The 15,756-nt window shown below is 65.3% G+C and carries 15 protein-coding genes; 7 read left to right on the forward strand and 8 right to left on the reverse strand.

The window, feature by feature from the left end:
- Positions 1 to 177: 177 nt before the first annotated feature.
- The 3 genes from HMPREF3171_RS01135 to HMPREF3171_RS01145 are packed head-to-tail and all read right to left on the reverse strand — an operon-like array spanning position 178 to position 5,034.
- A complete protein-coding gene (locus HMPREF3171_RS01135) occupies positions 178 to 2,586 on the reverse strand; it encodes a serine/threonine protein kinase (protein WP_070482303.1) in 2,409 nt (802 codons plus the stop codon).
- Positions 2,579 to 3,640 (reverse strand): glutamate ABC transporter substrate-binding protein, encoded by a 1,062-nt coding sequence (locus tag HMPREF3171_RS01140; RefSeq protein ID WP_246815288.1) that lies wholly within the window; start codon positions 3,638 to 3,640, stop codon positions 2,579 to 2,581. The genes HMPREF3171_RS01135 and HMPREF3171_RS01140 overlap by 8 nt, the downstream gene beginning before the upstream one ends.
- A complete protein-coding gene (locus tag HMPREF3171_RS01145; RefSeq protein ID WP_083279425.1) occupies positions 3,637 to 5,034 on the reverse strand; it encodes a hypothetical protein in 1,398 nt (465 codons plus the stop codon). The genes HMPREF3171_RS01140 and HMPREF3171_RS01145 overlap by 4 nt, the downstream gene beginning before the upstream one ends.
- A 42-nt stretch (positions 5,035 to 5,076) precedes the next feature.
- On the opposite strand from HMPREF3171_RS01145, the gene HMPREF3171_RS01150 reads away from it, so the two are divergent.
- From HMPREF3171_RS01150 to HMPREF3171_RS11515, 4 genes are all read left to right on the forward strand, one after another.
- Entirely contained in the window at positions 5,077 to 5,556 is a 480-nt protein-coding gene (locus HMPREF3171_RS01150; protein ID WP_070422437.1) for an NUDIX hydrolase, read from the forward strand.
- Complete coding sequence (locus HMPREF3171_RS01155) at positions 5,549 to 6,472, forward strand: ABC transporter ATP-binding protein (protein ID WP_070482304.1); 924 nt, start codon at positions 5,549 to 5,551, stop codon at positions 6,470 to 6,472. The genes HMPREF3171_RS01150 and HMPREF3171_RS01155 overlap by 8 nt, the downstream gene beginning before the upstream one ends.
- Positions 6,465 to 7,196: an ABC transporter permease gene (locus HMPREF3171_RS01160; protein WP_070482306.1), complete on the forward strand. Its 732-nt coding sequence runs from the start codon at positions 6,465 to 6,467 to the stop codon at positions 7,194 to 7,196. The genes HMPREF3171_RS01155 and HMPREF3171_RS01160 overlap by 8 nt, the downstream gene beginning before the upstream one ends.
- Before the next feature lie 251 nt (positions 7,197 to 7,447).
- On the forward strand, positions 7,448 to 8,359 hold the full coding sequence (locus HMPREF3171_RS11515; protein WP_167594470.1) for an endonuclease domain-containing protein: 912 nt from the start codon (positions 7,448 to 7,450) through the stop codon (positions 8,357 to 8,359).
- Between the two features lie 174 nt (positions 8,360 to 8,533).
- On the opposite strand, the gene cls is transcribed toward HMPREF3171_RS11515, so the two are convergent.
- Genes cls through HMPREF3171_RS01190 form a run of 5 tightly spaced genes read right to left on the reverse strand, consistent with a single transcriptional unit; the run spans position 8,534 to position 13,084 of the window.
- Positions 8,534 to 9,994 (reverse strand): cardiolipin synthase, encoded by a 1,461-nt coding sequence (cls, locus tag HMPREF3171_RS01170; RefSeq protein WP_070482310.1) that lies wholly within the window; start codon positions 9,992 to 9,994, stop codon positions 8,534 to 8,536.
- A complete protein-coding gene (locus HMPREF3171_RS01175; RefSeq protein ID WP_070482311.1) occupies positions 9,991 to 10,782 on the reverse strand; it encodes an exodeoxyribonuclease III in 792 nt (263 codons plus the stop codon). Before HMPREF3171_RS01175 ends, cls begins: the two co-directional genes overlap by 4 nt.
- A gap of 4 nt (positions 10,783 to 10,786) precedes the next feature.
- A complete protein-coding gene (locus tag HMPREF3171_RS01180; protein WP_070482313.1) occupies positions 10,787 to 11,383 on the reverse strand; it encodes a GNAT family N-acetyltransferase, cg3035/Rv0428c family in 597 nt (198 codons plus the stop codon).
- Positions 11,384 to 11,406: 23 nt separating this feature from the next.
- Complete coding sequence (locus HMPREF3171_RS01185) at positions 11,407 to 12,468, reverse strand: hypothetical protein (RefSeq protein WP_070482315.1); 1,062 nt, start codon at positions 12,466 to 12,468, stop codon at positions 11,407 to 11,409.
- Between the two features lie 43 nt (positions 12,469 to 12,511).
- Complete coding sequence (locus tag HMPREF3171_RS01190) at positions 12,512 to 13,084, reverse strand: peptide deformylase (RefSeq protein ID WP_070422445.1); 573 nt, start codon at positions 13,082 to 13,084, stop codon at positions 12,512 to 12,514.
- Positions 13,085 to 13,099: 15 nt separating this feature from the next.
- Between HMPREF3171_RS01190 and HMPREF3171_RS01195 the strand changes: the two genes are divergently transcribed.
- From HMPREF3171_RS01195 to HMPREF3171_RS01205, 3 genes are all read left to right on the forward strand, one after another.
- Positions 13,100 to 13,306: a DUF3263 domain-containing protein gene (locus HMPREF3171_RS01195; RefSeq protein WP_070452809.1), complete on the forward strand. Its 207-nt coding sequence runs from the start codon at positions 13,100 to 13,102 to the stop codon at positions 13,304 to 13,306.
- Positions 13,307 to 13,356: 50 nt separating this feature from the next.
- Positions 13,357 to 14,343 (forward strand): LytR C-terminal domain-containing protein, encoded by a 987-nt coding sequence (locus HMPREF3171_RS01200; protein ID WP_210385591.1) that lies wholly within the window; start codon positions 13,357 to 13,359, stop codon positions 14,341 to 14,343.
- 276 nt (positions 14,344 to 14,619) lie between these two features.
- Positions 14,620 to 15,750, forward strand: a complete 1,131-nt coding sequence (locus tag HMPREF3171_RS01205) for a glutamate--cysteine ligase (RefSeq protein ID WP_070482319.1) — start codon at positions 14,620 to 14,622, stop codon at positions 15,748 to 15,750.
- The last annotated feature ends 6 nt before the right edge of the window (positions 15,751 to 15,756 follow it).

Raw genomic sequence — 15,756 nt, forward strand, 5'->3', positions numbered from 1 at the left:
CACGCGCCGGGGCGCCCGGCCCTCGGCCTCGCGCCCCCGGCCCGTGGACCCAAACGGCGCATCCTACACGGTGCATTTCGTCGAAAATCAGCGAAATATGCCGTGTAGGATGCGCCGTTTAGCTTTTGACCGGCCCCACCGGCCCCACCGGCCCACCGGCCCCACCAGCCACCACCCTCAGAACCAGGTGGCGGGGCGGACCTTGTTCGCCATGTCCACAAGCGCGTAGCGGTGCTGGGCGTAGGGGGCGACGCGGGCCTGGGCGCGCAGGGTTTGGGCGAGGCCGTGGCGGATTTCGCGTTCGGTGAAGGAGTATTCGAAAAGGGTGGGGGTGTTGGCGGAGCCTTCGGTGACCAGGTAGTGCAGGGCGGCGTCGAGGACGGCGGTCTTGATCTGCAGGAAGCGTGGCTCGGTGGTGGGGATCTGGTCGAGGCGGGCGGCGGCCTCCCGGATTTGCGCTTCGGTGGGGTCGGCGCCGGTGCCTGCGACGGGTAGGACCAGGTAGAGGATGGCGGTGAGTTGGGCCATGCGGGAGTGGCGCGAGGCGTTGGGCACCTTGTCCAGGGCCCGCAACGCCAAATCGGTTTCCCCTTCGCGCATGAGCATGCGGGCGAGGCCGAAGGCGGAGGAGACGGTGGTGGGGTTAGTGAGCCACACCAGGGAGTACAGCCGGATCGCGTGGAAGCGTAGCGCGCCGGGTTCGAGGGCGGTGACGGTCCAGGTGGGGTCCATTTGGCCGTTTTCCACCATGGCGCGAAGCACGGTGGTGGGGACGTTGGAGAGGGGGTGTTCGAGGTTGGTGGCGGTGCGGGCGAGGGAGTCGTCGATAAGCGATTGCTCTTGGAGGCCTCGCTCTTGCAGCAACAACTCGGAGACGGCGGCGAGCGCGAGTTTGGGGGCGGCTTCGCCGGGGAGTTGGTTGAGCACTTCGGAGAAGGAGCGGGTGGCGGTGGGGAAGTCGCCGAGCAGCATTTCTACGACGCCGGAGTACCACGAGAAGCGCCAGGTGTCGCCGAAGCGGTCCTGGAGGGTGAGCAGCCAGGAGCGGGCTTGGGAGGTGAGGCCGAGGTCGATCATGGTGCGCACCACGCCGAAGGGGATTTCCACGGAGTGTTCGTATTGCGGGGTGGTCATGGCTTGGCGCAGGGTTTCCAGGGTTTCGCGCGGTTCGGCGTAGGAGGAGCCTTGGAGCATGGCGGCGCCGACGTCGTCACGGTTGATCAGCGGGGAGGGCAGGGCGGCGACGACTTCTTGTGGGGTGATGTCGACGGTGCGGGAGATGCCGTCGATGAGTTGGTCGGTGCGGAACACCAGGTGTTTGGTGCCAAAGGTGCGGCGCTGTGGGGAGAAGAGGGAGTGTTGGGCAGGGTAGGTGCGGCCGTCGTGAACCGCCACGACCTCGCGTAGTACGCCGAGGAGCTGGCTTTCCAGTTCGGAGACGCTATCGAACCGCCGGGCGGGGTCTTCGTTGCAGCACCGCGCGAGCAGCCGGTACAGGGAGGTGTATTGGCGGAAGAGTGGCTCGTCGGTGGGCGTGGGTAGGCCGGGGTCGTAGATGCCGTCGGTTTGCGGCAGGTCCGCCACCAGCGAGGCAAGCGTGCGCCCCACCGTGTAAATATCGGACGCGATCGACGGGCCCTCCGTGGCCACCTCGGGCGCCTGGAACCCCTTCGTGCCGTAAATAAACCCATACGCGCCGATGCCGGACACCGCGCCCATGTCGATGAGTTTCACCTGGTCTTCGGTGACAATGATGTTGTCGGGCTTCAGGTCGTTGTACACCACCCCGCGCGAGTGCAGATAATCCAGCGCGGGCAGTACTTCCAGGATGTATGCGATGGCGATGTCGGGTTCGAGCACTCCGCTTGGCGACGAATTCCTTCTCGCCCGGAGCGACGGCCCACCCACGTACTCCATGACGGTGAAGCCTCCGGGGACGCGGGGGTCGTCGATAAAGTTGAAGATTTTCACAATCCCGGGGTGGGTGATGTCCGCCAGGAACTCGCGCTCCGCCTCGGCGGCTGCGGCCTCGTCGGGGTTGTCGGTGGAGTGCAGGCCCTTGAGCACCACCACGCGCCCGGCCACGTAGTGGTCCTGAGCAAGGTAGATCCAGCCCATGCCGCCGTGCGCGATCACGCCGGTGATCTCGTACTGGCCAGCCACGATGTCGCCGGGGTGCAGCACCGGCGGCGCAATGCCCTTCTTCACCACGGCTGGCTCCGGGTCGATCAGCGCCTCGCGTGGTTCGGTTGGCTCCACCCACGGCAGCTCCACCATGCCGTCGGCGATGATGCGGCTGGCGCGCCGGGTGCCGCGGCGCTCGCGGAAGGTGTCCAGCGCCGCTTGGCGTGAGCGTTGCGACGTATCCTCGCGCCCCGAACCCTTACGCAACTTGTCCAGGTCTTTGAGCAGCCCGGCCATTTCGCCGAGGCCGGCGTATGCGGCGTCGGAGTCGTCGTCAAGATCATCATCGTCGGCGAAGGGGTCGAAGGCGACGGCTTCGGTGCCTGGTTCATCATCTGCGAAGGGGTCGAAGGCGACCGCCTCGGTGGGCTGGACGTCGTCGTGGTCGTGTGGCTTAGCCATCGTTGTCCTCCTTCCGGTACCGCAGCGGCGGCGGTGAGGATTCAGCTATAGACCCGCCGAGCCAGGTGTTGTAGAGGGTGTACCAGGAGCCGTCGTTACGCATCCGCTCCAGGGTGGCGTTGACCTGGCGCACCAGATCGTCCTGCCCCTTGGCCACGCCGACGCCGTAGTACTGGGTGGCAAACGCGCCGTCCAGAATGGTCGTGTGGGGGTCCTGCGCGGCCAGGCCGGCGAGGATCGCATCATCCGCCACGATCGCCTCCGCCCTAAACTGCTGCACCGCCATCAGGCAATCCGACCAGGAGCGGGTGCGCAAAATGTTCGAGTCCGGCACGTAGGTTTTGGCGATACGCAGCAGGTTTGTCCCGTCGACGATGCAGGCGGTGCGCTCGGCGAGGTCCTCCAAGCTATTCACGTCGCGGTCCTTGGGCACGAGCACTCTTACCGACGACGTCAGGTACGGCGTAGAAAACTCAATCACCTCAGCCCGCTCGGGCGTAATCGACATCGTCCGGATAATGATGTCCACCTCACCCGAGTTGAGCGCCTCCGTGCGGGCCGCCGAATCGACGAAGCGGAAATCGACGCGCAGGTCCTGCTCGTCGTCGAAAATGTCACGCGCAATGGCCCGCGCCAGGTCCACCTCTAACCCACGCAAACGGCCGGAATCCGTGTCGCGGTAGGACAGCAGGTACAAAGACTGGTCGATGCCGACGATGATGCGGCCGCGCTGGCGGATGCGCTCCACGTTCGGCTTCGGGGCCTCCTCCTCAGCACCGTCCGCTTCACTTCCAGCGCCCCTGCGCGGGTCCAACGACCCCTCCCACTCGAACTCGTCCGGCGTGAACGGATTCGCCGGGGGACCGGCCGCCGGATCCAACTGGGCGCCCGGCGGCAGCGGCACCATCTCGCGGGTCGGCGACGGCGTTTCGATCGTCGCCGATACCTTCCCCTCATGCCCCTCACCGCCGGCGCACGCCACCAACGACGGCACCGCAAGCGTCGCCACCGCACATGCCGCAACCACACGCGAGCCGAACCGAGCGCGCATCATAGGTACTCACCCAACCTGCGGCGGATGCCCCACCAGATACACACCACTGCCAGCACGGACAGTAGCGCCACGGCGGCGGAGACTCGCCGGGTCGCGTCCAACGACTCCGCAATGTAGAGCCGCGTGTTCTCCCTCGAGGACGCAATCAGTTCCGCCAGGGACCCGTCGAGGCCACGGAAGGAGGCCTCCCCGTCGGCGTCGCTACGCGTGCTCAGCAGTGCCGCCGCCTGGTCGTAACTGCCGGAGTTCAGCGCCCCGACCAGTTCGGCGTGTTCGTTGGACCAAGCGTTGAGGTGGGAGCGGGAGTCGTCGATAAGCTGCTTGTTCATGCCGTAATCCTCCGCCGTATGCACCGCGCCAGCGACCGACGAGTAGGTCTCGGTGAAGTCGCGGGCGGACTGGGCGGCGGTTTCGCGGCGCAGCAACGCGAAGGTTTCGTCGGTGCGGGTCTCCAGGGCGTCGATGCGCGCCGCGGTGAGTTCCTCCCACGGCTGCGCCGCCCGCGCGTACGCCACGGAACCGGAGCGCCAGGACTGGAAGTTAGACACCCCGGCCCAACTGATCGCGATGAGCAGCGCCAGCGTGGCGGCGAGGAAGCCACGGTTGAAACGGCGGCGGAACGTCAGCCACAGCCACCACTGCGCCAGCAACAGGAACCCCAGCGCCGCCAGGAAGCCGGACAGGGTCACCCACTGCGGTTGGGATAGCCGGCGCATCTCGTCGGCAACGTCCTGGCGGGTGAGCGTATTGATCTCCTGCGCCGCCGACAGCATCCGCGTACGCATAATCGCGCTGGCCTGCGACATGTACGCCACGCCCACCGGGTTGCCCATGCGTTGGTTCACCTGCGCCCGCGCGTTCAGGCCGCTGTAGACGGGCAGGTCGCGCTGGATGTTAATCACCAGGTCCTCGATCTCCCGGCTCGAGGCAGAATCGGCCTCCACCGCGCCCTTGTAAATCTCGGAGGCGGAACTGACCGCCTGGTCCAGCGCCGCCGTGTAGGTGCGCATGTCGTCCTCCGACATAGGCCCCGCCTGCACGTAGGACCCCGCGGCGATGGTATCCGCCCGCAGCAGCGACGTGGACAGCACGTGCGCCGCCGCACTCATCGGCTCCGTGGCATTCAAAACCGTGTCCAGCGACTGGTTACGCAGCGACATGGACTGGCTCATGGACAGCCCGGCCGCCAGCATCGAGGTAGTCAGCACCACCATCACCACGATCAACTTGCCGGGCGTGGTCTGCAGAAACGCCTTGCCCCGGCGCCCCATCGCCATCGGCCGCACAAGCCGCCCCTGCAAGAAGCGGGCACGTTCGCGGCGCGGCTCCAGCTCATCGAGCCATGCGTCCGCGCTCGTCTCCTCCAGCCCCGCAGCCGAGGCCGTCGCCCGCATTACCATTCCGCAATAATAACCGCTTCCACCTACAGTGGGGGCATGCTTGGCGACGGAAACGGCTGGGTCACCGCACCCAACGGCACAAAATTCTGGGGTCTTCACGGGGCCGCTGGCCTCTTCCTTATCGCGGGGACCGGCGAAAACGCGCGTGTGCTGCTGCAACACCGCGCCGCCTGGACCGCCCAGGGCGACACGTGGGGTATCCCCGGCGGCGCGATCGATTCGCACGAAACCCCCGCCGAGGCCGCCATCCGCGAGTCGGTGGAGGAGTGTGCGATTGACCCCGGGGAGGTGGCGGTCGTCGATACGCTGCGCACTGCGGAGTTCCCCAACTGGTCCTACACAACAGTGCTCGCGCTTTGCGACGAGCCCCTGCCCACCACCCCCAACGAAGAATCCGAAGAACTGCGCTGGGTCCCCCTGGACACCCTGCGCGATTTTCCGCTGCACCCCGCCTTCGCGGCCTCCCTAGACACAGTGCTTGCGCGCGCGATGGTGCATACTAAACCGCATGATTGAAGTCCAAGGACTGACGAAACGCTACGGCTCCGTCCAAGCCGTCGATGACCTCACCTTCACGGTCAAACCCGGTGTGGTCACCGGCTTCCTCGGCCCCAACGGCGCCGGCAAATCCACCACCATGCGCATGATCCTGGGGTTGGATAAACCCACCTCGGGCCATTCGCTTATCGACGGCACCCCCTACCGCAACATCCCCAACCCCACCCGCAAAGTCGGCGCCCTCCTCGACGCCAAAGGGGTCCACCCCAACCGCTCCGCACGCGCCACCCTGCTCTGGCAAGCCCAGGCAGCCGGCATTGCGCGCAAGCGTGTCGACGAGGTCCTCGACCTCGTAGGCCTCACCGACGCCGCCAGCAAACGCGTCGGCGGATTCTCCCTCGGCATGGGCCAACGCCTCGGCATCGCCGCCGCACTGCTCGGCGACCCCGAATACCTCATCCTCGACGAACCCGTCAACGGCCTCGACCCCGCCGGCATCCGCTGGGTCCGCGGCCTACTGAAGTCCCTCGCCGCCGAGGGCCGCACCGTGCTCGTGTCCTCCCACCTCCTCGCCGAGATGGCCCAAACCGCCGACAACCTCATCATCATCGGCCGCGGCCGCCTCGTCGCCGACACCTCCGTCGCCGAATTCATCCGTAACAACTCCGGCGTGACCACCGTGGTGCGCGCCGCAGACACGCAGGCGCTCGAAGCGGCGTTGGGTGGGGTGCCGTTTAGGCGCGTCGTCGATAGTGAAGGGCGCGCGACACTCGAAATCGCCGACCGCACCTCCGACGACATCGGTGCCCTCGCCTTCGCAGCCGGCATCCAACTCGCCGAACTCACCGAACGCCGCGCCTCCCTCGAAGAGGCCTACATGCACAGCACCCAAGACCAAGCCCAGTACGTATCCGCGGAGGCCCCCAATGCATAACCTCATCCAAGCCGAGTGGACCAAACTGCGCACCACCGCATCCTTCTTCTGGACCACCGGCATCACCCTGGTCATCTCCGCCCTCTACGGCCTCCTATTCGGCTACGCCTCCCGCACCAGCGGCATGCCCTACGCGCCCTTGACCGTCATCGCATCCGTGGCAACCACCATCGCCATCATCGTGATCGTGCAGGCCGCCATGACCGTCACCACCGAATACCGCTACGGCATCCCCGCCACCAACTTCCGCGTCGTCGCCCAACGCTGGCAACTCGCCGTAGCGAAGGTGCTGCTCGGGGCCGTTTTGGCCGCTGTCGTGGCGCTGGTCGCGCTGGTGCTCGCCTTCATTCTTGGCGACCACACCGCCTCCGTCCCCGCCAACTGGACCTCCAACCCCGCCACCCAACGCGCCCTCTGGGCCGTCCCCCTCGGCATGGCGCTGATCACCATGTTCACCCAGGGCGTCGGCTGGCTGGTGCGCAACACCTCCGGCACCATCGTGGCCTGCATCAGCATGATGCTGCTGGTAGAAACCATCGTCGGCTTCATCCCGCGCTTCGGTGCCGACGTGGCCAAGTTCCTGCCCTTCGGCAACCTCACCTCCTTCATGGTCAACCAGCCCAACGGCCACTGGGGCCTCGGCGTATCGCTGCTGGTCTTCGCCGTGTGGGCGGTGGGGCTCTGGATCGCGGGCCTGGTGGCGCTCGAGTCCCGCGACGCGTAGGGGCTTGCGGGGCGGGTGCCGCCGGTGCCGCGTTGGCGCCGCCGCGCTGGCGCCGCGTTGGCGCCGCCACCCTGGTGCCGCGCTGGTGCCGCCACCCCGGCGCGCCACCTCCCGCAAACGGCGCATCCTACACGGCGCATTTCGTCGAAAATTAGCGAAATGTACCGTGCAGGATGCGCCGTTTAGCTTTGAGACACCCCGCGCCGCACCCTACTGCGCTACACTCAAGCGCGTCTCGGGGAGGGGGCAACATGATTAGACAAGATTTGGTGGGGAAACTAGTTGGACGCGGCAAGGCTGCTGAACAAGTTTGTGTGAAGCTGTCGTCGACAAGGTTTATCGCGCGCACGGAATGGGTAAAACTGAAGCCCCACGAACAACAGTTCCTACGGTGCTGGGCAGCGGGGGCGGCGGCACACACGTCGATACTGGTGGGACGTGCTGCGGCGACGGCGCACGGAATGTGGGTTCTGCCCCGCACGTTTGAGGTGGAGATGGCAAACCCGAAGGGGCGCGTTCCCCGACACTCGCAGCGTCCTTCGGGCGTTACCTATCGACGAATCGTCGTACCAGGCATGGACATCACCGCGTTAGGCCAGAACGACGAGGTGAAACTCACGACCCCGGTGCGCACGGCAGTCGACATTGCTCGGTGGCACGGCGTGAAAGAAGGCGTGGTCGCGATGGACAGCCTGTTCTTCGGGAAACTCGACGCGTTCAAGGGGGGCATCCACACTGAGCTGGAGGAAACAATCCACCGCCTTAGCGGTAACCGCGGCATTGAACAGGCCCGAGAGGCGTTTGGGCAATTGTCGATGCTGTCGGAGTCTCCGTATGAGACGCTCGTTCGCCTTCTGCTTCGGCGCGTCGGTGTCGTGGCGCAGGAGCAGATGCGCATCGGCAAATACCGGGTGGATTTGCTGTGGGGCCAGCTGGTCATTGAGGTCGACGGTGCCATCAAGTTTGAGGAGGATGCGTCACGTGCCGCTCAACAGCACATTCATCGTGAAAATCAGCTTCGGGAGGCCGGCTACTGGATCATCCGCATCACGCCTAAAGAAATATGGGCGGATGAGGAAAAGGTGCTTCACCGCATTGTTGCGGCAAAGCGTCGTTCGGAGAAGATCGGCCCGGCGTCGGTTGAGGCTCTGCCCGCGTGGTGAGGCACCAAACTTAGCCAAACGGCACATCTAACACGGCGCATTCCGCGGAAAATTAGCGAAATGTACCGTGCAGGATATGCCGTTTGCGTTAAAGGGGCCGGGCGGACGGCAAGGGCCGGGCTGGGGCAGGCCGCCCAGCCACCCAGCCACCCCACGCACCCAGCCCACACACCCCTACTGCAGGGCGGAGGTCAGTTTCATCACGTTGTCGATGTAGCGCCTGTACCAGGGCCGCTGATCCCACCGCTCCAAAGTAAGCTCCCGCGACACGGCTAGATAACACGCGCCGAGTTCGGACAGCATGTGCAGCAGCGTCCCGGAGGCGACGAAGAGGGAGGATTCGTAGTTGAGGCTGAAGGAGCGGATGTCCATGTTGGAGGATCCGACGACGGCGGAGGAGCCGGGGAGGCCGTCGTCGATAAGTACGAACTTGGTGTGGAGCACGAATGGCGCGGGGAATTCCCAGATGCGCACGCCGGCTTTGAGGAGTTGTTCGTAGTAGGCGGATTGGGCGTGTTGGACCATGAATTGGTCGGATTTGGCGCTGACGAGGAGGTCGACGTGTACGCCGCGGTAGCAGGCGGAGGTGATGGCTTCCAGCAGCGAGTCGTCGGGTACGAAGTAGGGCGAACAGAGCGTGACGTGCGTTTTTGCGTTGTGGATCATGGACACGAACATGCGCAGGTTCGGCTCGGTGAGGTATCCGGGTCCTGAGGGGACGAGTTGGAGCACGCCATTGCTTGTCGACGACTCCCTCACCGGCGCCTGCTCTATCACCTCGCCAGATTCGGTGTACCAGTCTGTGGCGAACATGGAGTCGGCGGACGCGACGATGGGGCCTTCGAGTTCGACAAACGCGTCGACCCATTGGCGGCCGGCGCGGCGGTGTTGGCGGACGAGGTAGGAGCGGTCGATGAGGTTGAAGGATCCGAGCATGGCTACGCGTGAGTCGACGACGAGGAGTTTGCGGTGGTTGCGTAGGTCGGGGCGGCGCCAGCGGCCGCGGAGTGGGGCGAGTGGCAGCATCATGTGCCAGTCGACGCCGATTTCGGTCAGTCGGCGTTTCAGTTTCCGGAACCCGGGGTATTTTTGGCTGCCGATGTGGTCGAAGAGGAGGCGGACGTGGACGCCGCGGGCGACGGCTCGTTCGATGGCGCGGAAGACGACGTCGGTGGTGTCGTCCCAGGCTACGGCGTAGATTTCGATGTTGACGTGGGAGGTGGCGTCGTCGATGAGCGATGCCATGCGGTGCATCGTTTTGCGGTAGTCGGTCCAGAGTGCGCGTACGTCGGCGTGGACGGCGGGGTAGCCGGTGAGGGTGCGGTTGAGGCGCACGATGGAGGTGGTGACGTCGGGCAGGGGTACGTCGGCGGGGAAGTCGGCGACGTTGAGGTTGGTGTCGTCGATGTGTCGGCGTGCTTCAACTTGGATGCGGTGGCGGCGTCGCGACACGAACGTGGAGCCCATGAGGAGGTACAGCGGCAGCCCGACGACGGGCAGCAGCAGGATGAGCAAAAGCCACGCGTTTGCCGACGACGGTTTGCGCCCGCCCGGCACCACACCGATCATGACGAATTTGATGGCGTAGTCGAGGACCATCGCCGCGAATTGCCACCATCCGAGGTCGATATTCATCGGACCTCATTATAGGAGAGGCCGCGCGTGTCGTAATCGACGATCACGGGTGCGTGGTCGGAGGCACCCTTGCCGCGGCGTTCGTCGACGTCCACCCAGGCGCGTTTGAGCAGGTCGCGCATGGGTGCGGTGGCGAGTTGGAAGTCGATAAGCATGCCTTCGTTGTGTTGGAACCGCGCGGATTTGTAGTCCCAGAAGGTGTAGGGGTCGTCGTGACGAATTTCGTACAGCCCCGCCTCCAGCAGCATCTGGAACGCGGCGCGTTCGGGTTCGGTGACGTGGGTTTTGCCTTCGAACCAGGCGACGTCCCATACGTCTTCGTCGCGGGGTGCGACGTTGAAGTCGCCCATGAACACCTGCAGGTCTCCGGGGCGCACGGACTCCGCCAGGGACCACAGGAATTGCAGTTTGTAGTCGTAGTGCGGGTCGCCGATCTCGCGGCCGTTGGGCACGTACAGGCTCCACACTTCCACGCCGCCGCAGTCGGCGCCGACCGCGCGCGCTTCCACCTTCGGTTCGCCTTTCTTCGCAAATGCGGGTTGGCCGTCGAAGTGGTCGCGCACGTTGTCCAACCCCACTCGGGAGGCGATGGCCACGCCGTTCCACTGGTTCACGCCCACGTGCGCGACCTCGTAGCCTGCGGCTTCGAAGGTGGCGTAGGGGAATGTTGCGTCTGCGGTTTTGGTTTCCTGCATCGCGAGTACGTCTACGTCGTTGCGTTCGAGGAATGCGGCGATGCGTTCCGCGCGGGTGCGCACGGAGTTGACGTTCCAGGTGGCGATTCGCATGCGCCTAGCCTAGCGCCAGCCGCCGACGGTGATGTTCGAGCGCCCCCTCGGGCACATTGCTAATCGACGACACCCCGTACCCCTCACCATCCACCCACGCCACCTGCTCTTCCGCGAGCGTCCATTCGTCGGTGAGAAGTTTCAGTGCGGGTTTGCCGATCCGCTCCGGGATCATAAGCCGTACTGGCAGGTTGCGTTCGCGGTAGAAGGCGCGGATGGCGTCGATAGGTACGGGTTGCAGGCCCGCCGACGGTCCGAGCGGTACGGCCGAGTTCGCCTCGTCGGTCTCGCCGGTGCGCATAAGCCAGCCTTCGGCCCAGGCTTCTTCGGTGGTGGGGATGTCGTCGGCAATGCGGCGTTCCAGCGCGCGGATTTCGGAGTTGCGCACCGTTCTCGCCGACAGTTTCTTAATGATGTGCACGTTGGCCACCTCGATCGCCTCTTTCGAGGACGGGAAGCCACCCACCTCCTGCGGCCGCACCACCAGCGGGTCGAGCGACACGACGTGCCCGATGATGTCGCTGGCGTGCTCGCCGCGCCGCTGTCTGACCACGACGCGGTCCCCCACCACGACGTCATCCGAGCGGAAAATACGCGACATATGCTGTACTTCTCGCGCTTTTCTTATCGACGAGCCCTACCCGCACCCGGCAACATAAACGCCACACCGGCCAGCAGCGCGAGCACGCCCAGGCCGATCAGGCCACGCATCGGGGTGCCGGTGTCGGCGAGGTCGCCGTCGCGCTCATCTTCGGTGCTGGTCGTGGTGCGCGAGGTGCTCGAGGAGGACGTGGTCGAACGCGTCGTGCTCGACGTTGCCGAGGTGGTGCGGTTCTGCAGCACCGACGCCGACGTCGTCGACGAAGAGGAAGACGAAGACGACGAGGTCGTGGCGGTCGCGCTGGACGTCGTGCTCGACGAAGTGCCGGAGGTTGTGGTCTGCCCGGTAGTCGTACCGGTCGTGGTGGTTGTGGTCTCGGTGCCGGACGACGTGTTCGTCGTGGTCGTCTCGCTGGTGGTGGACTCAGTGGTCTCCGAGGTGGTGGTGTTGTCCTGCATCCGCTCGGCGCGCAGGCTCAGCGACTCAGACGTCTTCGGCGCCTTGCTGCTCGGCTCGGTGGTCTTCGGGGTGGTCGACACCGTGGTTGCCGGAACAGCAGCCTTCTCCGAAGCCTTCTCGCCAGCCTTCTCCGCAGTCGCATCCTCCGACGCGGCAGCCTCTTCCTTGCCGCCCGGGATGCCGTAGATGATGCGGGCGTCGCCGTTCTCGGAGCGCTCGAAGGCGTCGAAGGCGGTGGTGCCCAAGATGCCGTCGAGGCCCTTGAGGGCGGAGGGGAGGACGACGGTGTCGTCGTTAAGTAAAAGCTCTGAGCGCAACTTACGCACGCCGGCGCGCTCGGCCTTGAGGGCGTCGGCTGCCTCGTCGAACTCGGCTTCTTCCTCGTCGGTCAGGTCGCCGGCGTCCTCGCGGAGCTCCTCAAGGTCGTCGGCGGCCTCGATGAGGTTCTTGCGCCAATCGGTGAGGATCTCGCGGACCTCGTCCTCCCCATCCGCTTCCTTAAGTGCGGTGAGGGAGGTGGTGCGGGTCTCGGTGACGTCGCTAAGCAGCTGCTCGAGCGGCGTTTCGGGCGCAGCGGGAGTGGTCAGCGTGATCGCAGTCGCGGCGATGACGGCGGGGATGCGCATGTGTGCCTCCGGAAAAATAGACAGTCCCGCACATCATACCGCGTTAGTGGCCGAACGGATCCTCGTCGGTGCCTGGAAGCCACGTGTTGCCCGGCTCGCGCCAGCCCTTGTCGCGGATCTCGCGCTTCGCTTCCTTCTTGTAACGGCCGGTGAGCACGTCGGTGTACAGGAAGCCGTCCAGGTGGCCGACCTCGTGCTGCAGGCAGCGGGCGAAGAAGCCGGTGCCCTCCACCTCGATCTCGTTGCCGTTCTCGTCCAGGCCGGTGACCTTGGCCCAGTCGGCGCGGCCGGTCGGCCAGGAGTAGCCCGGGACGGAGAGGCAGCCTTCGTCGTCCTCGCCGTCGTCGCTAGGCATTGTCTTCGGGATCTCGGACGTTTCCAGCACCGGGTTGATCACGGTGCCGCGGCGCATGGTGTCGCCGTCGGGGCAGTGGTAAACGAACAGGCGCAGCGGCACACCAATCTGGTTGGCGGCCAGGCCCACGCCGTGGGCGGCGTCCATGGTTTCGTGCATGTCGGCGATGAGTTCCTGCAGTTCCTCAACGGGCTGCGTGACCTGTTTGGTCGGTTCGTGCAGCACAGGGTCGCCGTGGATAACGATGGGTCGGATGGTCATGCCAATATATTAGGCATGCTTTCCGACACCGACCTCGCCGTGCTCCGTTTCGCCGCGCGCGCCCCGCGGTCCCTCGGCAAGCGCGAGGACGCTATCCGTGCCGAACTTGGCATGACGCCGATCCGCTACTACCAGCGCCTGAACGTCCTTTTGGATAATCCGGATGCGCTCGCGGCGGAGCCTCAGTTGGTGCGGCGATTGCAAAGGCTTCGCGACGCCTAACCCGGTGTGTTGCCTCCCTTCCCCCACCAGGTGTGGCTATTGTTGCTGCTGTGACTAAAGATCAGTATGGCAACGACCCCCGCTACGACAACGTGGGCGACGAGCCCTTCGACGCCGAAATTATCGACGACACCCCCACCGACGCACCCGCCGAGGAATACCGCGGCGCGCACCGTCGCGACGACGACGCCGACTATGACTATGACGAGGCCTACGACGAGGCGTACGCAGGCTACGCCGCCGGTGCCGGTGCCGGTGCCGGTGCCGGTGCAGGCGCTGGTGCCGGCTCGACCGCCGTCACCGCTGGCGCTGCTGGTGCCGGTGCTGGCGCGGGCGCCGCTGCCCAGGGCGGCCTGCCCCGCCGTGGCCTCGCCATGATCCTTATCGCCGTTGCTGCGTTGCTGCTGCTCTGGGCACTGTGGGCGATGACTCAGAAGGGCGGCGACAACAACGCCGCATCCTCCGCCTCGTCCGAAACCTCCACCTCCGCTACCGCTGAGGCCGCCCCATCCGCGGCCCAGCCTGGCGAGGGCCAGGGCCAGGGCACCCAGGATCCCAACGCCTCCCAGGACCCGAACTCGCCGCAGGACCCGAACGCCGAACAGCGCGAAGGCGACCAGGCCCAGGACCCCAACGCGCAAGACCCGAACGCCGAGACCCCGGCTCCGGCTCCGGCTCCGGCCCCGCAGGGCGCGCAGCTCGACAATGCGAGCGCGCAGGTCTTCGTCTACAACAACTCCGGCATCGCTGACCTGGCTAATCGCACGGCGGACCAGCTTAAGGGTCAGTTCAACGTCGCTAATCAGTCCCAGGACGCTGCGACGATGAACATGCCTGAGCAGCAGTACGGCATCTTCCCGGAGACCTACGTGTTCTTCGACCCGGCCACCCCGGGTGCTGAGCAGGTCGCTGCCGACATCGCCCGCCGCGTCGGTGGCACCGCCCGCGCCAAGAATGACATCCCGGAGGGCGCCGTCGGCCTTCCGGAGCAGGCCGCGAATAACCGCAGTGCGGTCGCGGTCGTCCTCGCCGGCTAGTTTTAGCCTCCAAACGGCGCCTCCTACACGGTGCATTTCGTCGAAGATTAGCGAAATATGCCGTGTAGGAGGCGCCGTTTAGCTTTGCGACGACACCACACCGGCACCCGACCTCCACATGGTGAGAATGCAAGGGTGAAGATGGCCAAAAATCGGCCAGCTCTCCGTTGCGTCCTCACCATCTGTGTGGAAGGCGGAACCCCAACAGCACCGCCCCGCATATAAACCGCTTCGCCATGCCAGTCCCGGGAACCGAAGCGGTTAGGCTGGCTGACTATGGATCCGTTTCGCGATTTTGCCAGGTCGGCCGCCCCTACCCTCGGTGTCGAGTGGGAGATTTGTCTCGTCGACCCGGAAACGCGCGACCTTGTGCCGCGTGCGGCTGAGGTGATCGAGGAGGTGCAGAAGCGCAATCCGGACGTGCACCTGGAGCCGGAGTTTCTGCAGAACACGATCGAGCTTGTCACGCCGATCTGCACGAATACCAGGGAGGCGGTCGACGCCCTTCAGCGCGACCTCAAAGCGATCAAGGAGGTCGCGGATGAGAAGAACCTCCGCCTGTGGGCGAGCGGCGGCCACCCGTTTTCGGATTTCCGCACGAATCCGCTGAGTCCGAAGAACACGTATCAGGAGATCGCGGATCGCACCCAGTATTGGGGTCAGCACATGTTGTTGTGGGGTATCCACTGCCACATTGGGATCAGTCATGAGGACAAGGTGTGGCCGATCATTAATGCGGTGATGACGAAGTACCCGCACCTGCTCGCGATAAGCGCCTCGAGCCCGGGTTGGGACGGTATCGATACGGGTTACGCTTCGAACCGCACGATGCTTTACCAGCAGCTTCCCACCGCGGGTATGCCGTATCAGTTCCAGGATTGGGATGAGTGGGTTGCGTTTATGCGCGATCAACAGACTTCGGGCGTGATTAATCACACGGGTTCGATGCATTTCGATGTCCGCCCGGCCGCGAAGTGGGGCACGATCGAGGTTCGCATTTCGGATGCCACGTCTAACCTGCGCGAGCTCGCCGCGGTCGTGGCGCTCACGCACTGTCTCGTGGTCCACTACGACCGCATGTTGGATCGCGGCGAGTCCCTGCCCACCCTGCAGCAGTGGCACGTCGCGGAGAATAAGTGGCGCGGCGCTCGCTATGGCATGGACGCGCTCGTGATCACTAGCCGCGATACGGACGAGGACTGGATTAAGCACGAGCTGCAATTGCTTATCGACGAACTCACGCCCACGGCCCAAGACCTCAACTGCCTCGACGAGCTACGGCTGGTCGGCGAGATCGTCGAGCGTGGCGCCGGCTACCAGCGCCAGCGGGAGATTTACCAGCGCACGGGTGATTGGAAGGCGGTTGTGGACGCGACCTGCGACGAAATGTGGGAACTCACGCCGTAGCGCCGT

It is taken from the genome of Corynebacterium sp. HMSC08F01, assembly GCF_001807545.1.
GTDB lineage: Bacteria > Actinomycetota > Actinomycetes > Mycobacteriales > Mycobacteriaceae > Corynebacterium > Corynebacterium coyleae.

What these genes read in the sequence shown, in the direction of transcription:
- HMPREF3171_RS01135 (WP_070482303.1), bottom strand. Translation starts at nt 2,586, where the DNA reads ATGGCTAAGCCACACGACCACGACGACGTCCAGCCCACCGAGGCGGTC.
- HMPREF3171_RS01140 (WP_246815288.1), bottom strand. Translation starts at nt 3,640, where the DNA reads ATGATGCGCGCTCGGTTCGGCTCGCGTGTGGTTGCGGCATGTGCGGTG.
- HMPREF3171_RS01145 (WP_083279425.1), bottom strand. Translation starts at nt 5,034, where the DNA reads ATGCGGGCGACGGCCTCGGCTGCGGGGCTGGAGGAGACGAGCGCGGAC.
- HMPREF3171_RS01150 (WP_070422437.1), top strand. Translation starts at nt 5,077, where the DNA reads ATGCTTGGCGACGGAAACGGCTGGGTCACCGCACCCAACGGCACAAAA.
- HMPREF3171_RS01155 (WP_070482304.1), top strand. Translation starts at nt 5,549, where the DNA reads ATGATTGAAGTCCAAGGACTGACGAAACGCTACGGCTCCGTCCAAGCC.
- HMPREF3171_RS01160 (WP_070482306.1), top strand. Translation starts at nt 6,465, where the DNA reads ATGCATAACCTCATCCAAGCCGAGTGGACCAAACTGCGCACCACCGCA.
- HMPREF3171_RS11515 (WP_167594470.1), top strand. Translation starts at nt 7,448, where the DNA reads ATGATTAGACAAGATTTGGTGGGGAAACTAGTTGGACGCGGCAAGGCT.
- cls (WP_070482310.1), bottom strand. Translation starts at nt 9,994, where the DNA reads ATGAATATCGACCTCGGATGGTGGCAATTCGCGGCGATGGTCCTCGAC.
- HMPREF3171_RS01175 (WP_070482311.1), bottom strand. Translation starts at nt 10,782, where the DNA reads ATGCGAATCGCCACCTGGAACGTCAACTCCGTGCGCACCCGCGCGGAA.
- HMPREF3171_RS01180 (WP_070482313.1), bottom strand. Translation starts at nt 11,383, where the DNA reads ATGTCGCGTATTTTCCGCTCGGATGACGTCGTGGTGGGGGACCGCGTC.
- HMPREF3171_RS01185 (WP_070482315.1), bottom strand. Translation starts at nt 12,468, where the DNA reads ATGCGCATCCCCGCCGTCATCGCCGCGACTGCGATCACGCTGACCACT.
- HMPREF3171_RS01190 (WP_070422445.1), bottom strand. Translation starts at nt 13,084, where the DNA reads ATGACCATCCGACCCATCGTTATCCACGGCGACCCTGTGCTGCACGAA.
- HMPREF3171_RS01195 (WP_070452809.1), top strand. Translation starts at nt 13,100, where the DNA reads ATGCTTTCCGACACCGACCTCGCCGTGCTCCGTTTCGCCGCGCGCGCC.
- HMPREF3171_RS01205 (WP_070482319.1), top strand. Translation starts at nt 14,620, where the DNA reads ATGGATCCGTTTCGCGATTTTGCCAGGTCGGCCGCCCCTACCCTCGGT.